Source organism: Actinophytocola sediminis (assembly GCF_054779715.1).
In genome coordinates this window covers 55439-81204 of record NZ_BAAGXS010000036.1, presented here as the reverse complement: position 1 = coordinate 81204, position 25766 = coordinate 55439, and the positions used below count along the sequence as shown (strand labels likewise).

The window sequence follows — 25766 nt, the reverse complement described above, 5'->3', positions numbered from 1 at the left end:
GCGGTGGCTTCCGTCCCGGTGGCGGCGGTGGTGGCGGTGCCCCGGCCGGCGGTGGCGGTGGTTTCCGTGGTGGCGGCGGTGGCCGTCCCGGTTCCGGTGGTGGCCGTGGCGGTGCCGCGGGTGCCTTCGGCCGGCCAGGTGGGCCGTCCCGGCGTGGTCGCAAGTCCAAGCGGCAGAAGCGCCAGGAGTACATGGAGAACATGCAGGCGCCCAGCGTCGGCGGTGTTCGCCTGCCCAAGGGCAACGGCGAGAACATCCGGCTGCCGCGTGGTGCCTCGCTGACCGACTTCGCCGAGAAGATCAACGCCAACCCGGCCTCGCTGGTGCAGGTGCTGTTCCACCTCGGCGAGATGGTCACGGCCACCCAGTCGGTCTCCGACGACGTGCTCGAGCTGCTCGGCACCGAGATGAACTACAAGGTGCAGGTCGTCTCCCCGGAGGAGGAGGACCGCGAGCTGCTCGACTCCTTCGACATCTCCTTCGGCGAGGACGCCGGTGGCGAGGAGGAACTGCAGGCGCGGCCGCCGGTCGTGACCGTCATGGGTCACGTCGACCACGGTAAGACCCGCCTGCTCGACACCATCCGCAAGACCACGGTGCACGAGGGCGAGGCCGGTGGCATCACCCAGCACATCGGTGCCTACCAGGTCGCGGTCGTGGTCGACAGCAACGAGCGGCTGATCACCTTCATCGACACCCCTGGTCACGAGGCGTTCACCGCCATGCGTGCCCGTGGTGCCAACTCGACCGACATCGCGGTGATCGTGGTCGCCGCCGACGACGGCGTGATGCCGCAGACGGTGGAGGCGATCAACCACGCGCAGGCCGCCGGCCTGCCGATCGTGGTCGCGGTCAACAAGATCGACAAGGAAGGTGCCAACCCGCAGAAGGTGCGCCAGCAGCTCACCGAGTACGGGCTGGTCGCCGAGGAGTACGGCGGCGAGACGATGTTCGTCGACATCTCCGCGCGGCAGAACATCAACATCGAGGGTCTGCTCGAGGCGGTCGTGCTCACCGCGGACGCCTCGCTCGACCTGCGGGCCAACCCGGAGATGGAGGCGCAGGGCGTCGCCATCGAGGCCCACCTGGACCGCGGTCGCGGTCCGGTGGCCACGGTGCTGGTGCAGCGCGGCACGCTGCGGGTCGGCGACTCGATCGTCGCCGGCGACGCCTACGGTCGCGTGCGCCGCATGGTCGACGAGTTCAACGAGGACGTCATCGAGGCGACGCCGTCGCGTCCGGTGCAGGTCATCGGGTTCACGTCGGTGCCGGGTGCCGGTGACACGTTCCTGGTGGTCGAGGAGGACCGCACGGCACGGCAGATCGCCGAGCGCCGGGCGGCCCGCATGCGCAACGCGGCCAACGCCCAGCGGCGCAAGCGGATCAGCCTCGAGGACCTGGACTCCGCGCTGAAGGAGACCAGCCAGCTCAACCTGATCATCAAGGGCGACAACTCGGGTACCGTCGAGGCACTCGAGGACGCGCTCACGAAGATCGACGTCGGCGACGAGGTCGAGCTGCGGGTCATCGACCGCGGGGTCGGTGGCGTCACCAAGGCCAACGTCGACCTGGCGATCGCGTCCGACGCGATCATCCTCGGGTTCAACGTCCGGGCCGAGGGCAAGGTCACCGAGCAGGCCAACCGCGAGGGCATCGACGTCCGGTACTACTCGGTCATCTACCAGGCGATCGACGAGATCGAGCAGGCCCTCAAGGGCATGCTCAAGCCGATCTACGAAGAGGTCGAGCTCGGGCGCGCCGAGGTGCGCGAGGTGTTCAAGTCCTCCAAGGTCGGCACGATCGCGGGTTGCATGGTGCTGTCCGGCGAGATCCGGCGCAACGCCAAGGCGCGGCTCATGCGCGATGGCGTCGTCGTCCAGGAGAACCTGCCGGTCAGCTCGCTGCGGCGGTTCAAGGACGACGCGGTCGAGGTGCGTGAGGGCTTCGAGTGTGGTCTGACGCTCGGTTCCTACGGGGACCTCAAGGTCGACGACATCATCGAGACCTACGAGCTGCGCGAGAAGCCGCGCGACTGATTCACTCGCTCGGTCGCCGTGCCCACTTCGGTTGGCGCGGCGACCGGGCCCTGTTCATGGAAAGTGATACCCGTTGTTCGTCGGGGCTCTTGAGCTGGACGTCGTGCTCGGTGACATCCGCTCACTGAAGGAGAAGCGTTCCGCGGTGCGGCCGGTGATCGCCGAGCTGCGCAAGCGGTTCGAGGTGGCCGTGGCCGAGGCCGGGCACCTGGACAAGCATCGCCGGTCGCTGATCGGGGTGGCCGCGGTCGCGGCCGACGCCGCGCACGTTAACGAGCTGCTCGACGCGTGTGAGCGGCTGGTGGCCGGCCGGCCGGAACTCGAGCTGATCTCGGCCCACCGCCGGCTGCTCGGCCCGAACGACGACTGAGACCGTTAGGAAGGAACGTCGTGGCTGACGCACCACGCGCCCGCAAGCTCGCCAAGCGCATCGCGAAGATCGTCGCGTCCGTGCTGGAACACGAGGTCAAGGACCCGCGCCTGGCGCGGGTGACGATCACCGACACCCGGGTCACCGCCGACCTGCACGACGCGACCGTGTACTACACCGTGCTCGGCGACAAGCTGGACGTCGCGCCGGACCTGCAGGGGGCCGCGGCCGCGCTGGAGTCGGCCAAGGGCGTGCTGCGCTCCCGGGTGGGCGCGGGCACCGGTGTCCGGTTCACCCCGACGCTCACGTTCGTCGCGGACACCGTGCCCGAGGACGCCAAGCACATCGACGAGCTGCTCGCCAGGGCCCAGGCCGCCGACGAGGAGGTCGCCCGGCTGGCCAACGGCGCCAAGCCCGCAGGCGACCCCGACCCGTACAAGGCCCCCCGCGAGGACGACGACAAGGACGACGACGACAAGGACGACGAGGACTGAGCCCGCTCAGCCCTCAAGGAGGTCCGCGAGGTCGCGCAGCGTGCCGGTGGCCGCGCGCAGTTCGGTCAGGCTGATCCGGTCGGCCACGTCGTTGGCCCAGGCCGCCTGTCGCTGTTCCACCTGTCGCAGCGCCGTGCGGCCGCGCGGTGTGAGGGTGATCACGCGCGCGCGGCGGTCGCGCGGGTTGTCCTGGAAGACGATCAGGCCGTCACCGGCCAGTGAGTTCGCCGTCTGCTGCACGGTTTGTCTGGTAAGTCCCATGGTCCTGGCGACCCGCGCGACGGTGGCCGGTTCATGATCGATCACGCCCAGTACCTGCCAACGGGCGCTGGTGAGCCCGGACGGTGTGGCCAACTGGTCGCCCGCCGAAAGGAGTAGTCCGTTCACCCGGAAGACTTCGACCAGTAGCTCGGAGAACTCCAGGCCACGCGCGGTCAGCGGGGTCATGGCGGGCACCGTCCCACAACGACAGGTACCTGTCAAAACCGGCGAATGTTTCGATCTGAGTGCCATAACGGACAAGGTTTCGATACTCTCGTGGCTCCCTGATCCGACTACGGCCAGCTTGGGGTGAGACGTGGCTGCAGGCGATTTTCGTCGTACGCGGCGAGACGTCCTGCTTGGTGCTGTCGGCCTCGGCCTCGCGGCCGCCGGCTGCGCATCACAGCCATCGGACGTCCCCGTGAGAACCGGCGGAACGAGTTCCGCACCCGATTCGTTATCGGGGGCGAGTAAATCGGCGCCCCCCGAACCGGTGACCGTCGAACGTGTCGGGTCGGTGGCCCGGCACACGGAAGTCGAGCTGGTCGTCATCCGGCCGGAGGACGCGGACCCGGACCTGCCGGTGTGCCTCGCGCTGCACGGGCGGGGTGAGACCGCCAAGATGTTCGTCGATCTCGGCGTGCCGGAGATCCTGACCTCGATCGTCAACTACCAGGGCGTCCCGCCCTTCGCCGTGGTGGCCATGGACGGCGGCGACTCCTACTGGGTGGCCCGCGAGCGCCGGGACGACCCGCAGCTGATGCTGACCGAGGACGTGCCGAGGTGGCTGGGGGAGCGGGGGCTGGTGACCAACCCGTTCGCCGTGCTCGGCATCTCCATGGGCGGCTATGGCGCGCTGAACTACGCGTCCAACCTGAACAACCCGGCCGCGGCCGTGATCAGTCCGGCGCTGTTCCAGAGCTGGTCGGAGGCCGAGTCCCGCAACGTGTTCAACAACGAGCAGCAGTGGCGCGACACCGACCCGCTGCAGAACGTGTCCCGCTTCTCCGGGGTGCCGCTCGGCGTGTGGTGTGGCGACTCCGACCCGTTCATCGACGGCGCGCGGGAGCTGGTCGACAAGCGCGACGACGAGGTGTCCGAGTTCAAGCCGGGCGGGCACGACCCCGCCTACTGGAAAAAGGTGCTGCCGGAGGCGCTCAAGTTCATCGGTCAGCGGATCGGCTGACCCCGCGCGGCTCCTCCTTGTCCGCCGTGGTTTCCCGGGCCACGGTGGAGGCATGCACCAGATCTCAACTCAACCATCATCTCCGCCAGGTGTACTGGACGCAGCCGCTCGGTTACGTGAGGCTGTCGTCGTGTCCACCACGGATCTTGGTGCCGCCGTCGACCTGCTGCGGGCCGCGACCGACGTGACGCTGCTCGGCCACGTCAACCCGGACGCGGACGCGCTGGGCAGCGCGCTCGCGCTCGGCCTGGCCCTGCGCCGGCGCGGCGCGACCGTGCGGGTCTCCTTCGGCGCGCCCGCCGAGGTCCCGGAGTCGCTGCGGTGGCTGGACGCCTCCGGGCTGGTCGTGTCCGCCGACGAGGTGCCCCCGTCTGCCGGGCTGCTGGTCGCGCTCGACTCCAGCAGCATCGACCGGCTCGGCCGGCTCACCGACCGGGTGGCGGCCACGGTGGCGGCCGGGGGAGCGGTGCTCGTGGTCGACCACCACGTGAACAACACCCGCTTCGGCACCCACCACGTCGTCGACGAGACCGCGGAGGCGACCACGGTGCTGGTCGCCGTGCTGCTCGACGAGCTCGGTGTTGAGCTGGATGTCGAGATCGCCACCTGCCTCTACGCCGGCCTGGCCACCGACACCGGCTGGTTCCGGCGCGCCCGCCCGGCCACCCACGAGCTGGCCGCGCGGCTGCTCGGCGCCGGCGTCGACCCCGCCAGGGTGGCCAGGGAGCTGTCCGGCACACGTCCGTTCGCCTTCCTCGGCCGGCTGGCCGGCGTGCTCGACCGGGCGGTGCTGGAACCGGACGCGGTCGGCGGCGCGGGGCTGGTGCACGTCGCGGTCCCGCTCGACGACCAGTCGGGGGCCCGGCTCGAGGAGACCGACGCCGTGATGGACCTGCTGCGGGGCATCGAGGAGGCGGAGGTCGCCGTCGTGCTCAAACAGCTCGAGCCGAGAACCTGGTCCGGTTCGCTGCGCGCGACCGCGGTGGACGTGCGGGTGGTGGCGGCCGGGTTCGGTGGCGGCGGACACCTGCTGGCCGCCGGGTTCACCACCACCGGCGACCTCGACGAGGTGCTCGACCGGCTGCGGGAGGCGTTGCGTGTGCCGGTTCCGGTGGGCCGGCGCACCGCCCGGCCGGCATCGGGTTGAGCACGGGACGGCTACGCCGGCCAGATCAGTGGTATAAACCAATCGCCGCACGGGCTGGCCGGGCCTGGGGCGGTCAGCCAGGCGGACCGGCCGGGCGGAAATGGAGGACAAAGTTGAAGCGCGTCATCAAGGCAGTCACGGTCGCGACCGTGGCCGCACTCGGGTTAGCCGCCTGTGGGAGCGACTCGGGCGGTGGTGACGGTGGCAGCACCGAACTGGAGCTGCTCGTCCCCATCTACGGCGACCTGACCAAGCCCTACTGGGAAGATCTCGTCAAGGCGTTCGAGGCGGAGAACTCGGACATCTCGGTGACACTGGAGACCCAGAGCTGGGACGAGATCTACACCGTGCTGGACAACAAGATCCAGAACAACCGCGCCCCGGACATCCTGGAGCTGGACGCGGCCGGTCCGGCCTACGCCACCGAGGACCTGCTCTACGAGGCCGAGGAGATCGTCTCGCCGGAGACCCTCGAGGACATCGAGAAGTCGTTCGTCGACAGCGCGCTGATCGACGGCGTCGCCTACGGCCTGCCGACGGTCGCCTCGACCAGGGCCCTGTTCTACAACAAGGACCTGTTCACCCAGGCCGGCGTGACCGCGCCGCCCAAGACCTGGGACGAGCTGCTCGCCGCGGCCAAGAAGATCTCGGCCCTGGGCGGCGGGGTGCACGGCTACGGCATGCCGCTGGGTAGCGAGGAGGCGCAGGCCGAGACCTCGATCTTCGCCTACGGCGCCGGCGCGAGCTGGGAGGCCGACGGCAAGATGACGATCGACACGCCGGAGGCCACCGAAGCCCTGACCTTCATGAAGAAGATGATCGACGAGGGCGTCACCCAGCCGAGCCCGGGTGCCACCGACCGCACGCCGCTGCTCGACGTGTTCATCCAGGGCAAGATCGGCATGATCCAGGGCCTGCCGCCGATCGTCGGCCAGATCAACGAGAAGAACCCGAACCTGCAGTGGGAGATCGCGCCGTCGCCGACCAAGGACGGCTCGCCGTCCACGCTCGGGGTCGCCGACTACTTCGTCGCCTTCGACAAGGGCGAGGAGAAGCAGGCGGCGATCGCCAAGTTCCTCGACTTCTTCTACCAGCAGGACAACTACGTCAAGTTCAACGACAACGAGCAGTTCATCCCGGCGACCAAGTCCGGCGCGGAGGCCGCGTCGGCCAAGCCGGAGCTGAAGATCTTCCTCGAGTCGCTGCCCGACGCGAAGTTCTATCCCGCCACCAACCCGGCCTGGGCATCCACCTCCGGCGCCTTCAAGTCGCTGGTCGGCCAGATCCAGACCAAGCCGGTGGACGTGGTGCTTGGCGAGATCCAGGCGAAGGCCGACGAACCGGCCTGACGCCCCGGCGTCGACAGGTCCCGGGCCGCACCGGCGAGGGCGGCCCGGGACCGGCGCCACACACAGGAGGAACCACCGCGTGACAGCTCCGACCACCGCGCACCGGTCGCTGCGCCGGCGGGCTCGGCGACAGACGACCCTCCAGGCGCTGCCATGGCTCGCGCCCGCGCTGCTGCTCATCGGCGGCGTGGTCGTGTTCCCGGTCGGCTACATGATCTACACGTCCTTCCGCGATCTGAGCCGGTTCGGCACCGACCGGGGCTGGGCCGGGTTGGCGAACTACGAGCGGGTGCTCGAGCTCGACCACCTGCCGAGGGTGGCGCTGAACACCGGCATCTGGGTGGTCGGCGCGGTCGCGCTGAGCATCGGCTTCGGCCTGGTGCTCGCCCAGTTCCTGAACAAGCGCTTCCCCGGCAGGAAGATCCTGCGGATGGTGATCATCGTGCCGTGGGCGGCGTCGGTGGTGATGACCTCGACGGTGTTCGTCTACGGCCTGGATCCCTTCTACGGCGTGATCAACCGGCTGCTGGTCGACATCGGCATCCTGGACGAGCCGTTCGGCTTCCTGAAGAACTCGTTGTCCGGATTCCTGTCCGCGCTGGCGGTCGCGGTGTTCGTCTCGGTCCCGTTCACCTCGTTCGTCTTCCTCGCCGGGCTGCAGGCCGTGCCCGGCGACGTGCTGGAGGCGGCGCAGATCGACGGCGCCGGGCGGGTGCAGACCTACTGGCGCGTGGTGTTCCCGATGCTGCGCGGCGCGCTGGTGGTGGCCACGATCATCAACGTGATCAACGTGTTCAACAGCCTGCCGATCCTCAAGACGATGACCGGGTCGATCCCCGGCTACGACGCGGACACCACCACCTCGCTGATGTTCAAGATCATCCAGTCGGACCGGCAGATCGACACCGCGAGCGCGCTGAGCGTGCTCAACTTCGTCGTGGTCCTCGTCGTGATCGGCATCTACCTGCGCGCCGTGCGCCCGATGCGGGAGGTCTGAGCACGTGAGTACGGTCATCGACCGACCGCCGACGGTCACCGCGGTCGGCGGTGGGGCCAACCGCCCGGCGGTCCGGGAGAAGAAGCGCTGGGGGCTGACGGTCGTCGCCACGGTCGTCGCGCTGGTCTTCCTGTTCCCGTACCTGATCATGCTGATCGGTGCGTTCAAGACCCGGCCGGAGATCCTGCGGGTGCCGGCCACCTACCTGCCGGAGGACTGGGCGCCCGGCAACTTCCTCACCATGTGGGACACGCCGGAGACCCCGCTGCCGGCCAACCTGCTCTCCACCGTGGTCATCTCGCTGTGCGGCACCGCGCTCGCGCTGCTCGCCGCGCTGCCGGCCGCCTACTACACCGCCAGGCACAACTTCCGGCTCAAGCTGCCGTTCATGCTGCTGGTGCTGATCACCCAGATGCTCCAGCCGACCGTGCTGGCCTCCGGCCTGTTCCGCGAGTTCGTCACCCTGGAGATCAACGACACCTGGCTCGCGATGATCCTGGTGAACGCCGCGTTCAACCTGTCGTTCGCGGTGTGGATCATGCACAGCTTCTTCGCCAACGTGCCCAAGGAGATCGAGGAGGCGGCCTGGCTCGACGGCTGCTCCCGCGGCCAGTCGCTGCGCCAGATCATGTTGCCGCTGGTGTGGCCGGGCATCGTGACCGCGGTGATCTTCACGTTCATCGCGTGCTGGAACGAGTTCGCGGCCAGCCTGATCCTGTTGCCCACCGACACCAACCAGCCACTGACGGTGGCGCTGACCAGGTTCATCGGTCAGTACGAGTCGGCGTGGCAGTACGTGTTCGCGGTCTCCATCATCGGCATCCTGCCGGTGGTCGGGCTGTTCGCGTTGATCGAGAAGCACCTGGTCTCGGGTCTCACCGCGGGTGGGGTGAAGTGAGATCGTGATTCTGAATCGTGGTGTTCACCCGTTTGGTGCTCTAGATTGTTTTTTGCTCGTGCGCCGGTTTCGCACCGGGCCGACAACGGGGTGCGGTCTATGACCGGCGAGACGAAAGGTAAGCCATGGCCACAGTGACTTTCGACGGCGCGAGCCGCTACTACTCGGGCAACGACAAGCCCGCGGTCGACCAGCTCGACCTCGAGGTCGAGGACGGCGAGTTCCTGGTGCTGGTCGGTCCCTCCGGCTGCGGCAAGTCCACCACGCTGCGCATGCTGGCCGGGTTGGAGGGCGTCGACGAGGGCGCGGTCCGCATCGGCGAGCGGGACGTGACCAACCTGCCCCCCAAGGACCGGGACATCGCCATGGTGTTCCAGAACTACGCGCTGTACCCGCACATGACGGTCGCGGACAACATCGGCTTCCACCTCAAGATCAAGAAGATGCCGAAGGCCGAGCGGGCCGAGCGGGTGCTGGAGGCGGCCAAGCTGCTCGACCTGGAGCCCTACCTCGACCGCAAGCCGGCCAAGCTCTCCGGTGGCCAGCGTCAGCGCGTCGCCATGGGCCGGGCCATCGTGCGCCGGCCGCAGGTGTTCTGCATGGACGAGCCGCTGTCCAACCTGGACGCCAAGCTGCGCGTGCAGACCCGTACGCAGATCGCCTCGCTGCAGCGGCGCCTCGGCGTCACCACCATCTACGTCACCCACGACCAGGTCGAGGCCATGACCATGGGCGACCGGGTGGCCGTGCTCAAGGACGGCCTGCTGCAACAGTGCGACACCCCGATCGGCCTGTTCGGCAAGCCGAAGAACCTGTTCGTCGCCGGCTTCATCGGCTCACCCGCGATGAACCTGATCCCGGCGACGGTCAACGGTGACGGCGCGGTCATCGGCGGGCAGCCGATCAGCCTGACGCCCGCGCAGCGTGACGCGCTGACCACCCCGGCCGTCGTGGTCGGCGTGCGGCCGGAGGGCTGGACGCTCAAGCCGGCCGGCGAGGGCATCAGCGCCCAGGTCGAGGTCGTCGAGGAGCTGGGCAGCGACCAGTTCCTCTACTGCTCGACCAGCGCCGAGCTGGCCTCGGCGGACGGCGTCGAGGCCGCCGACGACGCCGAGGCCCCGCACACGGTCACCGTGCGTGCGCCGGGCATGTCCGCGTTCCAGCGCGGGGAGAAGGTCGGCCTGGTGCCGCAGCCGGGTGCGGTGCACCTGTTCGACGCGGAGACCGGCGACCGCCTGCCCGACTGACCAACCACCAGACCGCCGCCGGAGACCCTCGGGTCGCCGGCGGCGGTTTTTCGTGCCTCTACGCCGAATGGCCCTCGCCCCGCCGCTCAGGCCTGTGTGACAGTGCTGGTAAGGACACTCCGCAGCGGTAGCGTCGCCGGCTGCGATGCCCTGAATGAGTCATTGGCGACGCTCAACGTCCTGAATGGGTCATTCAGGGCAGTCGGGGAGCGGGCCATGAGCGAGCGGGTGGGTGGGCAGTCGGTTTCTCGGCGAGCGGTGTTGCGGGGCGCGGCGGTGACCGGGGTCGGGCTCGGCGTGGCCGGCGCGAGCGGGATCGAGGCGGCCGCGCAGGCACCGCCCCGGGTGGGCCGCTCGATGATCGGGGTGCCCTTCGCCGAGACCGCGGCACCCCGGTTCGGGATCATCGGGCTCGGCAACCGCGGCGGCGGGATGCTGCCGCTGCTGCTGGCCATCCCCGGCGCCAGGGTCACCGCGCTGTGCGACATCCGCCCGGAGTTCGCCGAGAGCGCGGCCAAGGCGGTCACCGACGCCGGGCAGCCGCCCCCGGCCGTGTTCACCGCCGGCGACGAGGACTACCTGAACCTCTGCGCCCGTGACGACGTGGACTTCGTCTACATCGCCACCCCGTGGGAGTGGCACGCGCCGATGGCGCTGGCCGCGATGCGCGCCGGCAAGCACACCGGCGTCGAGGTCCCCATGGGCCTGTCGCTCGCGGACCTCTGGGAGCTCGTGGACACCTCCGAGCGCACCCGGCGGCACTGCATCCAGCTGGAGAACTGCTGCTACGGCCAGAACGAGCTGCGCGCGCTGCGCATGGCCCACGCCGGCCTGTTCGGCGAGCTGCTGCACGGCTCCGGTGCCTACCTGCACGACCTGCGCGAGCTGCTGTTCTCCAAGACCTACTACGAGGACCAGTGGCGCCGCCGGTTCCACACCACGACCAACGGCGACCTCTACCCGACCCACGGTCTCGGCCCGGTCGCCGCCTACCTCGACCTGCACCGCGGCGACCGGTTCGTGCGGATGACCTCGATGAGCACGCCCGCTCTCGGCCTGGCCGCCTACCGCGCCGAACACCTGCCGCCCGGCGACGAGACCTGGCGCGAGGAGTACGTCAACGGCGACGTCACGATGAGCCTGATCCAGACCGCCAAGGGCCGGGTCGTCCATCTCGTGCACGGCGTCTCCAACCCGCACCCGTACTCCCGGCTCAACCACCTGGCCGGCACGAACGGCGTCTTCGAGGACTACCCGCCGCGGATCTACCTGGAGCCCGACCGCGACGACGACCAGTGGGGCTCCTTCGACGACTACGCCGAGCACGACCACTGGCTGTGGACCGACGTCGGTCCCGGTCCCGGCGGGCACGGCGGCATGGACTACCTGATGCTGTGGCGGCTGGTGCAGTGCCTGCGGCTGGGCCTGCCGCCGGACATCGACGTCTACGACTCGGCCGCGTGGAACTCGCCGTACGCGCTGAGCGTGCTGTCGGTGCGCCACCACGGCGCGCCGATCCCGTTCCCCGACTTCACCCGGGGCGACTGGCGCACCCCACATCCGGGCACCGACTCGGTGAAACCCGGCTAGCGCGCCTGCCGGGAGCGGAACGCCGCGACGTGCACCCGGTTCGCGCAGCGCGCCGAGCAGAACCGCTTGGTGCGGTTGGACGAGGTGTCCAGGTAGTAGTTCGCGCAGCCCTCGGCGCCGCAGTGGCCGAAGCGGTCGAGCCCGTAGTGGACGACGCCGTGCGCGATGCCCCACACCGCCGCGGCGGCCACCTCGGTGGCCGGCGGCGCGTCGACGGAGGCGACGTGCACGTGCCAGTCCGCGGTCTGGCCGTGGCCGGCGGAGAGCCGGGGCCGCAGCGGGTGCGCGGCCAGCAGCGCGTTCACCTCGGCCAGCACGCCCTGCTCGTCGGCGGTCACCGCCCGGCCCAGCGCGCGCCGCAGGCCGGCCGCCACCGGGGTCAGTGCGGCGACGTCCTCGGCGGTCGCCCGCTCGGACCACCACGGCTCGTCGTGCAGGGCGGCGCGCAACGCGTCGACCCCGGTCAGCTCGGCGGTGGTCAGCTCGGCGTTGGCCAATCGGAGCGCGACGTCCAGGTAATCGGCATTGTCCATCTGCGGTCCTTACAGCTATGGTCAGGACTCAAACCCTCTACAGCACCTTACCGGGAGAGCCAGTGCGGGATCGTGCGCCGCTGCGGCGAGTACTCGGCCTGGCCGTGCCGGCCCTCGGCGTGCTCGCCGCCGAGCCGCTCTACCTGCTGGTCGACACCGCCGTGGTCGGACATCTTGGCGCGGTGCCGCTCGGCGGGCTGTCCATCGGCGCGATCGTGCTCGCCCAGGTCTCCACCCAGCTGACCTTCCTGTCCTACGGCACCACCGCGCGCGCGGCCCGGCTGCACGGCGCCGGCCGGCGCGCCGACGCGGTCGCCGAGGGCGTGCACGCCACCTGGCTCGCGATCACCGTCGGCCTGCTGCTGGTGGGCCTCGGGCAGCTGGTCGCCGGGCCGGTCGCGCGGCTGCTCGCCGGTCCGGGCGAGGTGGCCGACGCCGCGGTGTCCTGGCTGCGGATCGCGTTGTTCGGCATCCCGTGCATCCTGATCACGATGGCCGGCAACGGCTGGATGCGCGGGGTCCAGGATGCCCGCAGGCCGTTGCGTTACGTGCTGTTCGGCAACGCCGTGTCCGCCGTGCTGTGCCCGGTGCTGGTGTACGGCGCCGGCTGGGGGCTCGAGGGCTCCGCGGTGGCCAACGTCGTCGCCCAGGTGATCGCCGCGGCGCTGTTCGTCCGCGCGCTCGTGGCCGAGCGGGTCCCGCTGCGGCCGGTGCCGGCGATGATGCGCGCCCAGCTCACCCTCGGCCGCGACCTGGTGTTGCGCAGCCTGGCCTTCCAGGCCTGCTTCGTCTCGGCCACCACGGTCGCCGCGCACACCTCGATCGGCGCGGTCGGGGCCCACCAGATCGTGCTGCAGCTGTGGACGTTCCTCGCGCTGGTGCTCGACTCGCTGGCGATCGCGGCCCAGCAGCTGGTCGGCGAGGCGCTGGGGGCGAACGACAGCCGCCGGGCCCGCGCCCTGGCCTGGCGGATCACCGGCTACGGCCTGGTGTTCGGCTGTGTCCTCGGCGTGCTGTTCGCCGCGCTGGCCGGCCCGCTGCCGGGCCTGTTCACCACCGACGGCGCGGTGCTCGCGGAGATCCCGCACGCGTGGTGGTTCTTCGTCGGCCTACAGCCGCTCGCGGGGGTGGTGTTCGCGCTGGACGGGGTGCTGCTCGGCGCGGGGGACGCCGCGTTCCTGCGCACCGCGACCATCGGCGCGGCCGCGGTCGGGTTCCTGCCGATGGTGTGGGCCTCGCTCGCGTTCGACTGGGGGCTGGTCGGCATCTGGACCGGGTTGTCGCTGTTCATGGTGCTGCGGTTGGCCACGCTGCTCGTCCGGGTCAGGTCCGACCGCTGGGCCGTGGTCGGCGCGGTCCGCGCGTAACGGGTCAGCCGAACCGCCGGGCGAGGTCCCGGTGATGGCGCGCGACCTTGTCCGCGTCCTCGCCGGACAGCGGCGAGCCCGCCATCCGGCTCAGGTTCTCGACCTGCTCGGCCAGTCGAAGGTGCTCGCCGCGGGCATGCTCGCGGCAGGCCAGGCAGGTGACGCTCTCCGGGCGGGTGGCGGTCATCGCGTAGGGCACCCGCCGCGCGCACCCGGTGTCGACCTCGCTCGGCGCGTCGGCGGCCAGGCCGAACGTCGATGCCATCAGGTCGCGGACCCCGCCGCCGGACCAGGCCACCCGCTGCTCGACATGGATGTGTGGGTCGGTCATCCGTGCCTCCTCGCTGGCGGGTCGACCCTACCCACCAGGACGCGGGTGTGGGCGATCGCACGTTTAGCCAGGCTAACGATTTGGCAGGGTGAACCGCTGTAACCAAGCGGACCCCCGCGAGTCGATCCGACCCCGAAACGGAGCGTTGTGCAGTACACCCGCCAGACCAGACGGGCATTGGCGATCTGGGCCGTAGCGGTCCTCGTCTACCTGGCAGCGGTGTTCCACCGCACCTCGCTCGGGGTGGCCAGCCTCGAGGCGAGTGCCCGTTTCGGCCTCGGACCGGCCGCGCTCGGCACGTTCACCGTGTTGCAGGTCGGGGTCTACGCGCTGATGCAGATCCCGACCGGGATGCTGGTCGACCGGTTCGGCCCACGCCGCGTGCTGGTCACCGCCGCGGTGCTGATGGGGCTTGGTCAACTACTGTTCGCCTTCGCCACCTCCTACCCGCTCGGGCTGGTCGCCAGGGCGGTGCTCGGCATCGGCGACGCGATGACGTTCGTGAGCGTGCTGCGCCTGGTCGCCGCGCACTTCCCCGCCCGCCGCTACGCCGCGCTGACCTCGATCACCGCCGCGCTCGGCGCGCTTGGCCAGCTGGCGTCCACGGTGCCGCTGAGCCTGCTGCTCGACGGTGTCGGCTGGACGGCGACCTTCGCCGTGGCCGGCGCGGTGACCGCGCTGTACGCGATCGTGCTCGCGCTGCGGGTGCGGGACGGCGAACCAGCCGTCCCGGTGGAGGCGGGGCAGGCGCGGTCGCTGCGGTCGGTGCTCGGCCAGGTCCGCCACGCGTGGTCCACCCCGGGCACCCGGCTCGGGTTCTGGCTGCACTTCTCCACCATGTTCGCGCCCGCCATGCTCGGGCTGCTGTGGGGATTCCCATACCTGGTGCGGGCACAGGGGATGAGCGAGGCGGCCGCCGGCCTGGTGCTCGGCGTGCTGGTGCTCGGCGCGATCGTCGGTGGGCCGATGGTCGGCGCGGTGATCAGCCGGTGGCCGGAGCGGCGGATGCCGCTGGTGGTCGGCTACCTGGTCGCGGCGCTCGGCGTGTGGGCGGTGCTGCTCGGCTGGCCGAGTGGCCGGGTGCCGGTGGTGGTGCTGGTGGCCGGGTTCGCGGTGCTTTCGGTCGGCGGGCCGGCATCGGCCATCGGGTTCGCGCTGGCCAGGGACTACAACCCGCTGCGCAGGGTGGGCACCGCGACCGGAGTGGTGAACGTCGGCGGGTTCGTCGCGATCACGATCTCCGCGCTGGCGGTCAGACTGCTGATGTCGGCGTTCGAGCCGCTCGGGCCGACGACCGCGTTCCGGCTGGCGTTGCTGTCGGTGGTGGTGATCCTGCTGGTCGGCCTGTGGCGGACGTCGGTGTGGTGGCGGCGGGCGCGGGCGGCGGTGTTCGACGCGGCCGAGCGCGGGGAGTCGGTGCCGGTGCAGATCCGCCGGCGGGCATGGGATCTGGCCCCCGCCTGACGTTCCCCGCCTTGGATAATGGCCGGGTGCCCCCTGCCTCGGTGAAACAACGTGTCGTCGTGCCGCCCGGACTGGTCGTCGTGGACAAGCCGGCCGGCCTGACCTCGCACGACGTCGTCGCCAGAGTGCGGCGGATCATGGGCACCCGCAAGGTCGGGCATGCCGGCACCCTCGACCCGATGGCCACCGGCGTGCTGGTGCTCGGGATCGAGCGGGCGACCAAGCTGCTCGGCCACCTGGCGCTGGACACCAAGGCCTACCTGGCCACGATCGCCCTCGGCAGCGCGACCACCACCGACGACGCGCAGGGCACGGAGATCTCCACCGCGACCGCCGATGCCGTGGCCGCCGTCCCCGACGACGCGATCGCCGCCGGGATCCGGGCGCTCACCGGCGCCATCCAGCAGGTGCCGAGCGCGGTCAGCGCGGTGAAGGTGGACGGCAAGCGGGCCTACGCCAGGGTGCGCGCGGGGGAGGAGGTCACCCTGGCCGCCCGCCCGGTCGAGGTGTCCCGGTTCGACCTGCTGGCCGCGCGCAGGCTCGAGACGAGCATCGAGCTGGACGTGATGGTCGAGTGCTCCTCCGGCACCTACGTGCGGGCGCTGGCCAGGGACCTCGGCGCGGACCTCGGCGTCGGCGGGCACCTCGCGGCGCTGCGCCGGACCAGGGTCGGGCCGTTCGACCTGCGCGTGGTGACCACGCTGGAACGGCTCGCGGACGCGCCGGGGCTGTCACTGCCGCTGGACGCCGCGGTGGCCGCCGCGTTCCCCCGGCGCGACGTCGACGAGCGTGCGGCGGCCGTGCTGCTGCGCGGCCAGCGCCTCCCGGCCGCCGGCATCACCGGCACCTACGGCGTCTTCGACCCCGCCGAACGCGCGATCGCCCTCGCCGTCGACGAGGGCCAGTTCACCAAGTCAGTCGTAGTCCTCACCCCCGCCTGAGCACCGAACCGCAGCGAAGGGCTCCTTCACTGCACCAGACGCAGCGAAGGGTCCCTTCGCTGCGGTCGGGACGGGCACGCGCGGGCGGGAGCGTTGGACTCGCGTGTCCGGGGGGTTGGACTCGCGGGGGTGGCAATAGGGTGGGGGCGTGCAGCGGTGGCGTGGGTTGGAGTTCATTCCTGGCGGGTGGGGACGGTGTGTGGCCACCATCGGGGTGTTCGACGGGGTGCATCTGGGGCATCAGGCGCTGATCAACCGGGCGGTGTCGCTGGCCGAGCAGCGCGGGATGCCGAGCGTGCTGCTCACCTTTGACCCGCATCCGGCGGAGGTGGTCCGGCCGGGGAGCCATCCCGCGCAGCTGACCACCCTGCGGCGCAAGGCCGAACTGGTGGAGCGGATGGGCATCGACGTCTTCTGCGTGCTGCCGTTCACCCATGAGCTGTCCAAGGTGCCCGCCGACGAGTTCGTGCACGAGGTGCTCGTCGAGCAACTGCACGTCGCCGCCGTGGTGGTCGGGCAGAACTTCACCTTCGGCCACGGGGCGCTGGGCAAGGTCGACCTGCTGACCGAGCTCGGGCAGCGGTTCGGGTTCGTCGCCGAGGGGGCCAAGCTGGTCACCGTGCCCAACGCCGTGCCCGACGCCGTACCCAACGCCGTGCCCAGCCACGAGGCGGCCGACGAGATCACCTTCTCCTCCACCTACATCCGCGCCTGCGTCAACGCCGGCGACGTGACCGCGGCCGCGGCCGCGCTCGGCCGGCCACACCGGCTGGAGGGGATCGTCGTGCGCGGCGACCGGCGCGGGCACGAGCTGGGCTTCCCGACCGCCAACCTGTCCACCCCGCGCTACGCCGCCGTGCCAGCCGACGGTGTGTACGCGGGCCGGTTCTCCCTGCTGAACAACGCGAACCGGCCGCCGCTGATGGCGGCGATCTCGGTGGGCACCAACCCGACCTTCTCCGGCAGGGAGCGGCGGGTCGAGGCGTTCGTGCTCGACGTGGACGAGGATCTCTACGGCCAGCGGATCGGCGTCGACTTCGTCCAACGGCTGCGTCCGATGGAGCGTTTCGACTCGTCGGCGGCGCTCGTGGAGCAGATGCACGACGACGTCCGGCGCACTCGGGAGCTCCTGACCTGAGCGAACTCGTTCCGTGCACATGCGAACACGTGTCGGGTTTTACCACGAGTCCGACCACGGGCTGGCAAGATGCTCTGAGATCTGGCTGTGGGGCATGGCCGGCGTCGCGGGAACCGGGGAGAGGCGAAGGTGGAGGACCACAAGATCGTCCAGCGCAATCTCGCACTGCAGCGGGAGTGGTACGGCGAACCCCTCGGAGACCGGGTTCGCCGCTTGGTCGTCGCCTTCGACATCTCGCAGGCCTACCTGGCCGACGTGCTGGGGATCAGCGCGCCGATGCTCAGCCAGGTCATGTCCGGCCGCCGCGCCAAGATCGGCAACCCGGCGGTGCTCGCCCGGCTGATCATGCTCGAGCGCAAGGTGCTCGTGCCGGACGTCGCGGCCGGCAAGAAGGAGGCCATGATGCGCGCCCTCGAGGAGGTGCGCGCCTCCCGCCCCTCGGTGACCAGGGACAACCTGCCCGTGGACATCGGGCGCAACGACCGGGTCGCGGTCGCGGCGTTACGCCGGGTCGCCGAGGCCGGCGACCTCACGGCCGCCGCGAGCCTGCTCAACGGCAAGTTCCCCGAGCTGGCCGACCTGCTGCGACGGGCGGGGCAGCCACAGTGATCGCGGCGCTCGGCTGACCATGGTCAGGCTCTTCTCGGCACTCGAACTCCCCGCCGACATCCACACCGAGCTGGCCGACCGGGTACGCGCGCTGCGCGCGGCCGATCCCGACCTCGACAGCGGCCTGACCTGGACCACCCCCGATCGCTGGCACATCACGCTCGGCTTCTACGGCGACCGCGAACACCTCGAACGCCGCGGCGCCTGGTTCCGCCGCCAGGTCACCGGCCTGCCGCCGACCAGGCTGCGGCTGCGCGGCGCCGGCCGGTTCCCCGGCGTGCTCTGGGTCGGGGTGAACCCGATGGAGAGCCGGGACCTGATCGCCCTGCGCACGCTGGCCGGGGCACTCAACGCGGACAACAACGCCGACCGGTACGCCTTCACCGCGCACGTGACGATCGCCAGGTGGCGGCGGGGCGCGTCGGGCAGCGAGCGGGCCATCCGCGCCGTGCACACGCTGTCGGACTTCGCCGGCGCCTGGTGGCCGGTCACCGAGGTGGTGCTCTTCCGGTCCGACCTGGCGACAGACGGTAGTGGCGGGCCTCCGGTCTACACTCCGCTCGACCGGGTGCCGCTGGCCAGTAAGCAGGGCTAACAGTCCACCTGCTACCCTCAGCGTTTGGGTCCGGCTGCGGTCCGTGGCGGCTGGCACTCTTTTCCCGATCTCGGGACCGCACGGCACATCTCAAACCTGAGGAGAACACGAGTGGCGCTGTCCACTGAGCAGAAGAAGACCATCCTGGCCGAGTACGGCGTCCACGACTCCGACACCGGCTCGCCGGAGGCCCAGGTCGCGATGCTGACCAAGCGCATCAGCGACCTGACCGAGCACCTGAAGGTGCACAAGCACGACCACCACTCACGTCGGGGTCTGTTGCTGCTGGTCGGCCGACGCCGCCGGCTGCTCAACTACCTGACCAAGGTGGACATCGAGCGCTATCGGTCGCTCATTCAGCGACTCGGTCTGCGCCGATAGAGCCCCATCGGGGGAGCGGTCCTTGACCGCTCCCCCGATGTCTATAACAGGAAACAAAGGGCAATGCGCGCCGCGTACGGGGATCAGTTCGCCGGTCCTCGGTAGTGGTCCCCGGGCCAGACGAGCAATACCGCTCGCGCCCGGAGACTTCGATCGAAGACCGGCCTCGTGAGATCGCCAATCCTCGTGCCCTGTGCCCCGTATGGGGTGTGCGCGCCCGTGATTACGAGGAGTACCAGATGACAGACTTCAGCGAAGCTGGAGTTCACGAGACCACCGCCGTTATCGACAACGGCAACTTCGGCAAGCGGACGATCCGGTTCGAGACCGGCCGCCTCGCTCGCCAGGCAGCCGGCAGCGTCGTGGCCTACCTCGACGAGGAGACCATGCTGCTGTCCGCGACCACCGCGTCCAAGCACCCGAAGGAGCACTTCGACTTCTTCCCGCTGACCGTGGACGTCGAGGAGCGGATGTACGCCGCCGGCCGGATCCCCGGCTCGTTCTTCCGCCGCGAGGGTCGCCCGTCCACCGACGCGATCCTGACCTGCCGGCTGATCGACCGCCCGCTGCGCCCGTCCTTCGTGGACGGCCTGCGCAACGAGATCCAGGTCGTGATCACCGTGCAGAGCCTCAACCCGCAGGACCTCTACGACGTGGTGGCGATCAACGCCGCGTCCGCGTCCACCCAGCTCGCCGGCCTGCCGTTCTCCGGCCCGGTCGGTGGCGTGCGGGTGGCCCTGATCGGTGAGCAGTGGGTCGCCTTCCCGACCCATGAGCAGCTGGAGAAGGCCGCCTTCGACATGGTCGTCGCCGGCCGGGTCGTCGGTTCCGGCGACACCGCCGACGTGGCGATCATGATGGTCGAGGCCGAGGCCACCGAGCAGATCCTCGACCTGATCGCCGGCGGCGCCACCGCGCCGACCGAGGAGGTCGTCGCGCAGGGTCTCGAGGCCGCCAAGCCCTTCATCCGCGTGCTGTGCGAGGCGCAGTCGCGGCTGGCCGAGGTCGCCGCGAAGGCCACCCGGGACTACCCGACCTTCCCGGCCTACCAGCCAGACGCCTACGAGGCCGTCGAGGCCGCGGTGTCCAGTGACCTGGCCCAGGCGCTGACGATCGCCGGCAAGCAGGAGCGCGAGTCCCGGCTCGACGAGCTCAAGGCCGCGACCCTGGAGAGGGTCGGCGCGGTCGATGGCGGTGCCTTCGACGGCCGCGAGAAGGAGGTCGGCGCCGCGTTCCGGTCGCTGAACAAGAAGCTGGTCCGCCAGCGCATCCTGCGGGACAAGGTGCGCATCGACGGCCGTGGGCTGACCGACATCCGCCAGCTGGCCACCGAGGTCGCGCTGATCCCGAGGGCGCACGGCTCGGCGCTGTTCGAGCGCGGCGAGACCCAGATCCTGGGTGTCACCACGCTGAACATGCTGCGCATGGAGCAGCAGATCGACTCGCTGTCGCCCGAGACGCACAAGCGCTACCTGCACCACTACAACTTCCCGCCGTTCTCCACCGGCGAGACCGGCCGTGTCGGCTCGCCCAAGCGGCGCGAGATCGGCCACGGCGCGCTGGCCGAGCGGGCACTGATGCCGGTGCTGCCCAAGCGCGACGAGTTCCCTTACGCCATCCGCCAGGTCTCCGAGGCGCTCAGCTCCAACGGCTCGACGTCGATGGGCTCGGTCTGCGCGTCGACCATGTCGCTGCTCAACGCGGGCGTGCCGCTCAAGGCCCCGGTGTCGGGCATCGCCATGGGCCTGGTCTCCGACCAGGTCGACGGTGAGACCCGCTACGTCGCGCTGACCGACATCCTCGGCGCCGAGGACGCCTTCGGCGACATGGACTTCAAGGTCGCCGGCACCACCGAGTTCGTGACCGCGCTGCAGCTGGACACCAAGCTCGACGGCATCCCGTCCGAGGTGCTCGGCGCCGCGCTGTCCCAGGCGCGCGACGCCCGGCTGACCATCCTCGAGGTGATGGCCGAGGCCATCGCCGCGCCGGACGAGATGAGCCCCTACGCGCCGCGGGTCACCAGCGTGAAGATCCCGGTCGACAAGATCGGCGAGGTCATCGGGCCGAAGGGCAAGATGATCAACTCGATCACCGAGGAGACCGGCGCCGACATCTCCATCGAGGACGACGGCACGATCTACGTCGGCGCGGCGGACGGCCCCTCCGCGGAGGCCGCGATCTCCAAGATCAACGCCATCGCCAACCCGCAGCTGCCCAAGATCGGCGAGCGGTTCCTCGGCACCGTGGTGAAGACGGCCGCGTTCGGCGCGTTCGTCTCGCTGCTGCCCGGCAAGGACGGCCTGGTGCACATTTCCAAGCTGGGCAACGGAAAGCGCATCGGCAAGGTCGAGGACGTGGTCAAGGTCGGCGACAAGCTCCGGGTGGAGATCGCCGACATCGACCAGCGTGGCAAGATCAGCCTGGTCCCGGTCGCGGACGACGCCGAGCAGCCGGCCGATGGTCAGGCAGACGCGGAGTCCGAGGCCAAGGCGGACGAGTCAGCCAAGGCATAGCACTCAATTCAGAGCAGGGATTCGTTGGCACGTAACGGAAGCACCCAGGTCCTGGAACGGACCGACAGCGGGTGCGTTGTCAAGCGCACGGTCCTGCCCGGTGGTCTGCGGGTGATCACCGAGCAGGTGCCCGGCGTCCGTTCGGCCTCGGTCGGCATCTGGGTGGGCGTCGGCTCCCGCGACGAGCAACAGCACGTCGCGGGAGCCGCGCACTACCTGGAGCACCTGCTGTTCAAGGGAACCGCCCGGCGCTCGGCGGCCCAGATCGCCGAGGAGATCGACGCGGTCGGCGGTGAGCTCAACGCGTTCACCGCCAAGGAGCACACCTGCTACTACGCGCACGTGCTCGACAGCGACCTGCCGCTGGCCATGGATCTGGTGTCCGATGTGGTCTTCGACGCCCTGTTGGCGGACAAGGACATGGAGACCGAGCGCGGCGTGGTCCTGGAAGAGATCGCCATGCGCGACGACGATCCAGAGGACCTGCTGCACGACACGTTCATCGAGGCGCTGCTGGCCGACCATCCGCTCGGCCGCCCCGTGCTGGGCACCGAGCAGTCGATCACCGAGATGAGCCGCACCGCGCTGCACGGCTTCTACCAGCGCCGCTACGCGATGCCGAAGATGGTGCTGGCCGCGGCCGGCAACATCACCCACGCCGAGGTGCTCCGGCACGCCCGGCGGCTGCTGCGCGACCGGCTGGTCGGCGACCGCCCGCCCGGCGCCCCGCGCACCGGCCGCGCGCGGATCGCCCGGCCCAAGGGCCTGGTGCTGCACACCGACGACACCGAGCAGGCCCACCTGATGCTCGGCATGCGCGCGCTCGACCGGCACGACCCGCGCCGCTGGGTGCTCGGCGTGCTGAACACCGCGCTCGGCGGCGGCATGAGCTCACGGCTGTTCCAGGAGATCCGGGAGCGCCGGGGCCTGGCCTACCAGGTGTACTCGTCGGTCTCCTCCTACGCCGACACCGGTCACCTCTCGGTGTACGCGGGCTGCCAACCCGACCGGCTGGGCTCGGTGGCCGGCGTGGTGCACGAGGTGCTCGGCGACGTCGCCCGCGACGGCCTGGCCGAGGCCGAGGTGACGCGCGCCAAGGGCCAGCTGCGCGGGGGACTGGTGCTCGGCCTGGAGGACACCAGCTCACGGATGTCCCGGATCGGCAAGGGCGAGCTGGCCTACCACGAGTACCTGACCATCGAGCAGACGCTGGAGCGGATCGAGGCGGTCACCGTCGCCGAGGTGGCGACGCTGGCAAGGCAGCTGCTGACCCGTCCCGTGGCCACCGCGGTCGTCGGCCCCTACGCTCATCTGGACGACGTGCCGGCGGAAGTGACGAGGTGACCATGCGCGACCCGATCCGGGTTGGCGTGCTCGGCGCCCGGGGCCGGATGGGCGCCGAGGTCTGCCGGGCGGTCGACGCCGCGGCCGACACCACGGTGGTCGCCGCGGTCGACGTCGGCGACCCTCGGTCGGCGCTGGTCGACGCCGGGGCCGAGGTCGTGGTCGACTTCACCCACCCGGACGCGGTCATGGACAACATCCAGTTCTGCGTCGACCAGAACCTCCGGTGTGTCGTCGGCACCTCGGGCCTGGACACCGACCGGTTGTCCACCATCGCCGACTGGCTCGCGCCCAAGCCGGCGCTCGGCGTGCTGATCGCGCCCAACTTCGCGCTCGGCGCCGTGCTGTCCATGCGGTTCGCCGCGATGGCCGCGCGGTTCTATCCGTCGGTCGAGATCATCGAGCTGCACCACCCCCGCAAGGCCGACGCCCCGTCGGGCACCGCGGCCCACACCGCGCGGCTGATCGCGGCGGCCAGGGCGGACGCCGGCCTCGACCGCTCCCCGGACGCCACCACGCACGACGAGGACGGCGCGCGTGGCGCGCTGGTGTCGGACGTGCGGGTGCACTCGGTGCGGCTGTCCGGTCTGGTGGCCCACCAGGAGCTGCTGTTCGGCGGCGAGGGCGAGACCCTGACGATCCGGCACGACTCGCTGGACCGCGCGTCGTTCATGCCGGGCGTGTTGCTCGCCGTGCGCGAGATCCTCGGCCGCCCCGGGCTGACCGTCGGGCTGGAGAACCTGCTCACGTTCTAGTCGACCCCGTCATCGGTCCAGGTGGCCGCGTTCGGGTCGACCCACACCAGCCGGGCGTGGATGTGGCTGCCCCAGGTGTAGGTGCGCAGCGCGCGGTCGGACGTCCGCAGCCGCAGCCGGCTACCGTCGTCGACGTCGACGATCTCGACGCGGTCGTCGAAGGCCAGGCCCCACGCCGCGATCCGGCTGTCGACCCGCTCGCCGTACTCCTGCACCACCGCGAACAACCGCGGCGCCTCGTCGGCGACCATGCCCGCCAGACTCTCGGCGAACAAGGCCTCGTCACACAGCGGCGGCAGGCCTGCCGGGTCGGGCACGACCGCGTCCAGGGGGTGCTCGGTCGCGGTGCTGATGTTCATGGTCCCTCCCGACCTGTCAACGGGCACTGGTCGGCGCGGGACTATTCTCGTCTCGCTCCTGGTAACCGATCAGTTCCGTGAAGTAGTGATGTAGATGATAAAATTGTGATCTACAATCCGCAGCTCCCTGATCGGGTGGTGTTTGTGGTGTCGGTGCGTGACCGGTGGAGGTGAAGGGTGACCGAGACGTCGAGTCCCACGGTGTGGCGACGTTGGCTCGCGTTCGAGTTGGTGCGGCTGCGCAAGGCGGCCGGGCTTGACCAGAAGGAGGTGGCCAAGGCGCTGCGGTGTACCGCGGGCAAGGTGTCCTACTACGAGACCGCCGAGCGGCCGGTCGTGGTGCGTGACCTCGACGAGGTCCTGCTGCCGCTGTACCAGGTGCCAGAGGACCGCTGGCCGCGCTACCTCCAGGCGGCCCGCAACGCCCGCAAGAAGGGCTGGTGGGATAGCTACAGCACGATCACCCTCCCCGGTTGGTTCTCCCTGTTCGTTGGTCTTGAGCAGGGCGCGTCGCAGATCCAGACCTATGAAGGCCAGCTTGTGCCCGGGCTGTTGCAGACCAAGGACTACATGAGCGCGGTGCTGAGCCAGGGCACGGCCGAGCGTTCCGCGGAGGAGATCGAGCGCACGGTCCAGTTCCGGCTGTCCCGCCAGGAAGTGCTGGAACGGGAACCCGACCCGCTGCGGCTGTGGGCGGTGCTGGACGAGGCCGTGCTCCGCCGGGTGGTGGGCAGCCGGGAGGTCATGCACGCTCAGTTGGTCCACCTCGATGCGATGGCTCGCGAAGCGAAGATCACCATTCAGGTGCTGCCGTTCGATCTCGGCGCGCATCCCGGCATGACCGGTCCGTTCAAGCTCCTTGGCTTCCCGTGGACCGCCGATCCCGGCGTGGCCTATGTGGAACACCGAACCGGGGCGTTCTACCTGGAGGAGCCGCACGAGATCGAGGCGCACACCGTGGCTTTCGAGCACCTTCGCGCGTTGGCCATGGCACCCGAGGAGTCTGCGACAATGATTCGGGGCGTAGCAAGGGAGTACCAATGAGCACGCATGATCACTGGGACACCGCGACCGAGCTGGAGTCCTTGTCGTGGCGCAAGTCCAGCTTCAGCGGCGACAACGGCGGCGATTGCGTGGAAACCGCTCCGCTGGTTGATGGCCGGGTCGCCGTCCGCAACAGCAACCACCCGGACGCCGGCACGGTCCTGTTCACCCGCGCCGAGATGGCCGCCTGGATCAAGGGCTGCAAAGCCGGCGAGTTCGACGACCTGACCTGACCAACCTGCGGCGGGTGCAAACGTCAGTGCTCGGGCTGGGGTGTCGGTGTCCCGCGCTGCTGTGCCTCTTCGGTCAGGAGACACCCGGTGCGCACCGACAAAACAGTGTGGGCACCTGAGTCAATACCAAGCAATCCGCCCCATTTGTCTTTGAAGTCCACGGTGTGTTGGCCGGCGCGGTCGACAATGCGTTGAGGTGGACCGAAGCCATTGTCGCGGGCAATGGCTTCGGCGATCTGGATGGCTTGATCCCATTGGTCGTCAGAAATTGGTGCGGCGGCGACCAGGAGCGGCAGGGATTTCGTCCCGGCATCGACTCCGAGATCGTTGAACTCATGGCCGCACAACGCCTCGCCGCCTGTGGTTTCGTCTAGCGTCCACGCTGGGAGGTCAACAGCGGTACTGAGCTTGTCAGCGATCTCCTGTCGCATTTGGTCGTATTGCTCTGCTACCTGCTCCTCGGTCGGTCGTTGCATGAGCTGGGTGAACTGTTCTTCTGGGGTCACGCCGTTGTCCTCGTTTCCGCAGGCGGTGAGTGTGATGACGCAGGCCAGCAGGAGTGTGCCGAGTGCCAGTTTGGGCAC

Annotated in this window: 27 protein-coding genes; 22 read left to right on the top strand and 5 right to left on the bottom strand. The window is 70.1% G+C overall.

Annotated elements, in window-relative coordinates:
• From infB to rbfA, 3 genes are all read left to right on the top strand, one after another.
• Window positions 1-2036, top strand: a 2036-nt coding sequence (infB, locus tag ACYVIP_RS23510; protein ID WP_460399845.1) for a translation initiation factor IF-2, incomplete at its 5' end; no start/stop codon positions are given.
• 73 nt (window positions 2037-2109) lie between these two features.
• Entirely contained in the window at window positions 2110-2406 is a 297-nt protein-coding gene (locus ACYVIP_RS23505; protein WP_460399843.1) for a DUF503 domain-containing protein, read from the top strand.
• A gap of 20 nt (window positions 2407-2426) precedes the next feature.
• Window positions 2427-2900 (top strand): 30S ribosome-binding factor RbfA, encoded by a 474-nt coding sequence (gene rbfA / locus ACYVIP_RS23500; protein ID WP_460399841.1) that lies wholly within the window; start codon window positions 2427-2429, stop codon window positions 2898-2900.
• Window positions 2901-2906: 6 nt separating this feature from the next.
• On the opposite strand, the gene ACYVIP_RS23495 is transcribed toward rbfA, so the two are convergent.
• A complete protein-coding gene (locus ACYVIP_RS23495; RefSeq protein ID WP_460399839.1) occupies window positions 2907-3347 on the bottom strand; it encodes a MarR family winged helix-turn-helix transcriptional regulator in 441 nt (146 codons plus the stop codon).
• A 307-nt stretch (window positions 3348-3654) separates the two neighbouring features.
• On the opposite strand from ACYVIP_RS23495, the gene ACYVIP_RS23490 reads away from it, so the two are divergent.
• The 7 genes from ACYVIP_RS23490 (at window position 3655) to ACYVIP_RS23460 (ending at window position 11575) form a co-directional block, all read left to right on the top strand.
• Complete coding sequence (locus tag ACYVIP_RS23490) at window positions 3655-4347, top strand: alpha/beta hydrolase (RefSeq protein WP_460399837.1); 693 nt, start codon at window positions 3655-3657, stop codon at window positions 4345-4347.
• Window positions 4348-4477: 130 nt separating this feature from the next.
• Entirely contained in the window at window positions 4478-5494 is a 1017-nt protein-coding gene (locus ACYVIP_RS23485; RefSeq protein WP_460399835.1) for a DHH family phosphoesterase, read from the top strand.
• Window positions 5495-5607: 113 nt separating this feature from the next.
• Window positions 5608-6843 (top strand): extracellular solute-binding protein, encoded by a 1236-nt coding sequence (locus tag ACYVIP_RS23480; protein WP_460399833.1) that lies wholly within the window; start codon window positions 5608-5610, stop codon window positions 6841-6843.
• 79 nt (window positions 6844-6922) lie between these two features.
• Complete coding sequence (locus ACYVIP_RS23475; RefSeq protein WP_460399831.1) at window positions 6923-7840, top strand: carbohydrate ABC transporter permease; 918 nt, start codon at window positions 6923-6925, stop codon at window positions 7838-7840.
• 4 nt (window positions 7841-7844) lie between these two features.
• On the top strand, window positions 7845-8738 hold the full coding sequence (locus ACYVIP_RS23470; protein WP_460399829.1) for a carbohydrate ABC transporter permease: 894 nt from the start codon (window positions 7845-7847) through the stop codon (window positions 8736-8738).
• Window positions 8739-8863: 125 nt separating this feature from the next.
• The gene (locus ACYVIP_RS23465; protein ID WP_460399827.1) at window positions 8864-9985 is read left to right on the top strand and encodes an ABC transporter ATP-binding protein; all 1122 of its coding nucleotides are present in this window, start codon (window positions 8864-8866) and stop codon (window positions 9983-9985) included.
• 216 nt (window positions 9986-10201) lie between these two features.
• The gene (locus tag ACYVIP_RS23460; protein WP_460399825.1) at window positions 10202-11575 is read left to right on the top strand and encodes a Gfo/Idh/MocA family protein; all 1374 of its coding nucleotides are present in this window, start codon (window positions 10202-10204) and stop codon (window positions 11573-11575) included.
• Here ACYVIP_RS23460 and ACYVIP_RS23455 read toward each other — a convergent pair.
• Window positions 11572-12108, bottom strand: coding sequence for a CGNR zinc finger domain-containing protein (locus ACYVIP_RS23455; protein ID WP_460399823.1), 537 nt, complete (start codon window positions 12106-12108; stop codon window positions 11572-11574). The two genes, ACYVIP_RS23460 and ACYVIP_RS23455, sit on opposite strands and share 4 nt — an antisense overlap.
• 62 nt (window positions 12109-12170) lie before the next feature.
• On the opposite strand from ACYVIP_RS23455, the gene ACYVIP_RS23450 reads away from it, so the two are divergent.
• Complete coding sequence (locus ACYVIP_RS23450; RefSeq protein ID WP_460399821.1) at window positions 12171-13475, top strand: MATE family efflux transporter; 1305 nt, start codon at window positions 12171-12173, stop codon at window positions 13473-13475.
• A 4-nt stretch (window positions 13476-13479) separates the two neighbouring features.
• Here ACYVIP_RS23450 and ACYVIP_RS23445 read toward each other — a convergent pair whose 3' ends face one another.
• Window positions 13480-13806 (bottom strand): hypothetical protein, encoded by a 327-nt coding sequence (locus tag ACYVIP_RS23445; RefSeq protein WP_460399819.1) that lies wholly within the window; start codon window positions 13804-13806, stop codon window positions 13480-13482.
• A gap of 147 nt (window positions 13807-13953) precedes the next feature.
• Here ACYVIP_RS23445 and ACYVIP_RS23440 point away from each other — a divergent pair, with 147 nt between their 5' ends.
• The 9 genes from ACYVIP_RS23440 (at window position 13954) to dapB (ending at window position 23546) form a co-directional block, all read left to right on the top strand.
• Window positions 13954-15270 (top strand): MFS transporter, encoded by a 1317-nt coding sequence (locus ACYVIP_RS23440; protein WP_460399817.1) that lies wholly within the window; start codon window positions 13954-13956, stop codon window positions 15268-15270.
• The gene (gene truB, locus ACYVIP_RS23435; RefSeq protein WP_460399815.1) at window positions 15249-16211 is read left to right on the top strand and encodes a tRNA pseudouridine(55) synthase TruB; all 963 of its coding nucleotides are present in this window, start codon (window positions 15249-15251) and stop codon (window positions 16209-16211) included. Before ACYVIP_RS23440 ends, truB begins: the two co-directional genes overlap by 22 nt.
• Before the next feature lie 148 nt (window positions 16212-16359).
• Window positions 16360-17349 (top strand): bifunctional riboflavin kinase/FAD synthetase, encoded by a 990-nt coding sequence (locus ACYVIP_RS23430; protein ID WP_460399813.1) that lies wholly within the window; start codon window positions 16360-16362, stop codon window positions 17347-17349.
• Between the two features lie 129 nt (window positions 17350-17478).
• Complete coding sequence (locus ACYVIP_RS23425) at window positions 17479-17958, top strand: XRE family transcriptional regulator (RefSeq protein ID WP_460399811.1); 480 nt, start codon at window positions 17479-17481, stop codon at window positions 17956-17958.
• Between the two features lie 19 nt (window positions 17959-17977).
• Window positions 17978-18553 (top strand): RNA 2',3'-cyclic phosphodiesterase, encoded by a 576-nt coding sequence (gene thpR, locus ACYVIP_RS23420; protein WP_460399809.1) that lies wholly within the window; start codon window positions 17978-17980, stop codon window positions 18551-18553.
• 111 nt (window positions 18554-18664) lie between these two features.
• Window positions 18665-18934, top strand: coding sequence for a 30S ribosomal protein S15 (gene rpsO / locus ACYVIP_RS23415; RefSeq protein WP_331085335.1), 270 nt, complete (start codon window positions 18665-18667; stop codon window positions 18932-18934).
• A 239-nt stretch (window positions 18935-19173) separates the two neighbouring features.
• Window positions 19174-21447: a polyribonucleotide nucleotidyltransferase gene (locus tag ACYVIP_RS23410; RefSeq protein ID WP_460399807.1), complete on the top strand. Its 2274-nt coding sequence runs from the start codon at window positions 19174-19176 to the stop codon at window positions 21445-21447.
• Window positions 21448-21471: 24 nt separating this feature from the next.
• Window positions 21472-22791: a M16 family metallopeptidase gene (locus tag ACYVIP_RS23405; RefSeq protein WP_460399805.1), complete on the top strand. Its 1320-nt coding sequence runs from the start codon at window positions 21472-21474 to the stop codon at window positions 22789-22791.
• A 2-nt stretch (window positions 22792-22793) separates the two neighbouring features.
• Window positions 22794-23546, top strand: coding sequence for a 4-hydroxy-tetrahydrodipicolinate reductase (gene dapB, locus ACYVIP_RS23400; protein ID WP_460399801.1), 753 nt, complete (start codon window positions 22794-22796; stop codon window positions 23544-23546).
• Here the strand turns inward: dapB and ACYVIP_RS23395 are convergent.
• Window positions 23543-23905: a hypothetical protein gene (locus tag ACYVIP_RS23395; RefSeq protein WP_460399799.1), complete on the bottom strand. Its 363-nt coding sequence runs from the start codon at window positions 23903-23905 to the stop codon at window positions 23543-23545. The two genes, dapB and ACYVIP_RS23395, sit on opposite strands and share 4 nt — an antisense overlap.
• A 177-nt stretch (window positions 23906-24082) precedes the next feature.
• Here ACYVIP_RS23395 and ACYVIP_RS23390 point away from each other — a divergent pair, with 177 nt between their 5' ends.
• On the top strand, window positions 24083-24949 hold the full coding sequence (locus ACYVIP_RS23390) for a helix-turn-helix domain-containing protein (protein ID WP_460399797.1): 867 nt from the start codon (window positions 24083-24085) through the stop codon (window positions 24947-24949).
• On the top strand, window positions 24946-25182 hold the full coding sequence (locus ACYVIP_RS23385; RefSeq protein ID WP_460399795.1) for a DUF397 domain-containing protein: 237 nt from the start codon (window positions 24946-24948) through the stop codon (window positions 25180-25182). Before ACYVIP_RS23390 ends, ACYVIP_RS23385 begins: the two co-directional genes overlap by 4 nt.
• 23 nt (window positions 25183-25205) lie before the next feature.
• Here ACYVIP_RS23385 and ACYVIP_RS23380 read toward each other — a convergent pair whose 3' ends face one another.
• On the bottom strand, window positions 25206-25766 hold the full coding sequence (locus tag ACYVIP_RS23380) for an LppA family lipoprotein (protein WP_460399793.1): 561 nt from the start codon (window positions 25764-25766) through the stop codon (window positions 25206-25208).

Excerpts from the sequence above, each read along its gene's own strand:
- ACYVIP_RS23495 (WP_460399839.1), bottom strand. The coding sequence starts at position 3,347 with ATGACCCCGCTGACCGCGCGTGGCCTGGAGTTCTCCGAGCTACTGGTC.
- ACYVIP_RS23455 (WP_460399823.1), bottom strand. The coding sequence starts at position 12,108 with ATGGACAATGCCGATTACCTGGACGTCGCGCTCCGATTGGCCAACGCC.
- ACYVIP_RS23385 (WP_460399795.1), top strand. The coding sequence starts at position 24,946 with ATGAGCACGCATGATCACTGGGACACCGCGACCGAGCTGGAGTCCTTG.
- dapB (WP_460399801.1), top strand. The coding sequence starts at position 22,794 with ATGCGCGACCCGATCCGGGTTGGCGTGCTCGGCGCCCGGGGCCGGATG.
- ACYVIP_RS23445 (WP_460399819.1), bottom strand. The coding sequence starts at position 13,806 with ATGACCGACCCACACATCCATGTCGAGCAGCGGGTGGCCTGGTCCGGC.
- ACYVIP_RS23465 (WP_460399827.1), top strand. The coding sequence starts at position 8,864 with ATGGCCACAGTGACTTTCGACGGCGCGAGCCGCTACTACTCGGGCAAC.
- ACYVIP_RS23410 (WP_460399807.1), top strand. The coding sequence starts at position 19,174 with ATGACAGACTTCAGCGAAGCTGGAGTTCACGAGACCACCGCCGTTATC.
- truB (WP_460399815.1), top strand. The coding sequence starts at position 15,249 with ATGGGATCTGGCCCCCGCCTGACGTTCCCCGCCTTGGATAATGGCCGG.
- thpR (WP_460399809.1), top strand. The coding sequence starts at position 17,978 with ATGGTCAGGCTCTTCTCGGCACTCGAACTCCCCGCCGACATCCACACC.
- ACYVIP_RS23395 (WP_460399799.1), bottom strand. The coding sequence starts at position 23,905 with ATGAACATCAGCACCGCGACCGAGCACCCCCTGGACGCGGTCGTGCCC.
- ACYVIP_RS23460 (WP_460399825.1), top strand. The coding sequence starts at position 10,202 with ATGAGCGAGCGGGTGGGTGGGCAGTCGGTTTCTCGGCGAGCGGTGTTG.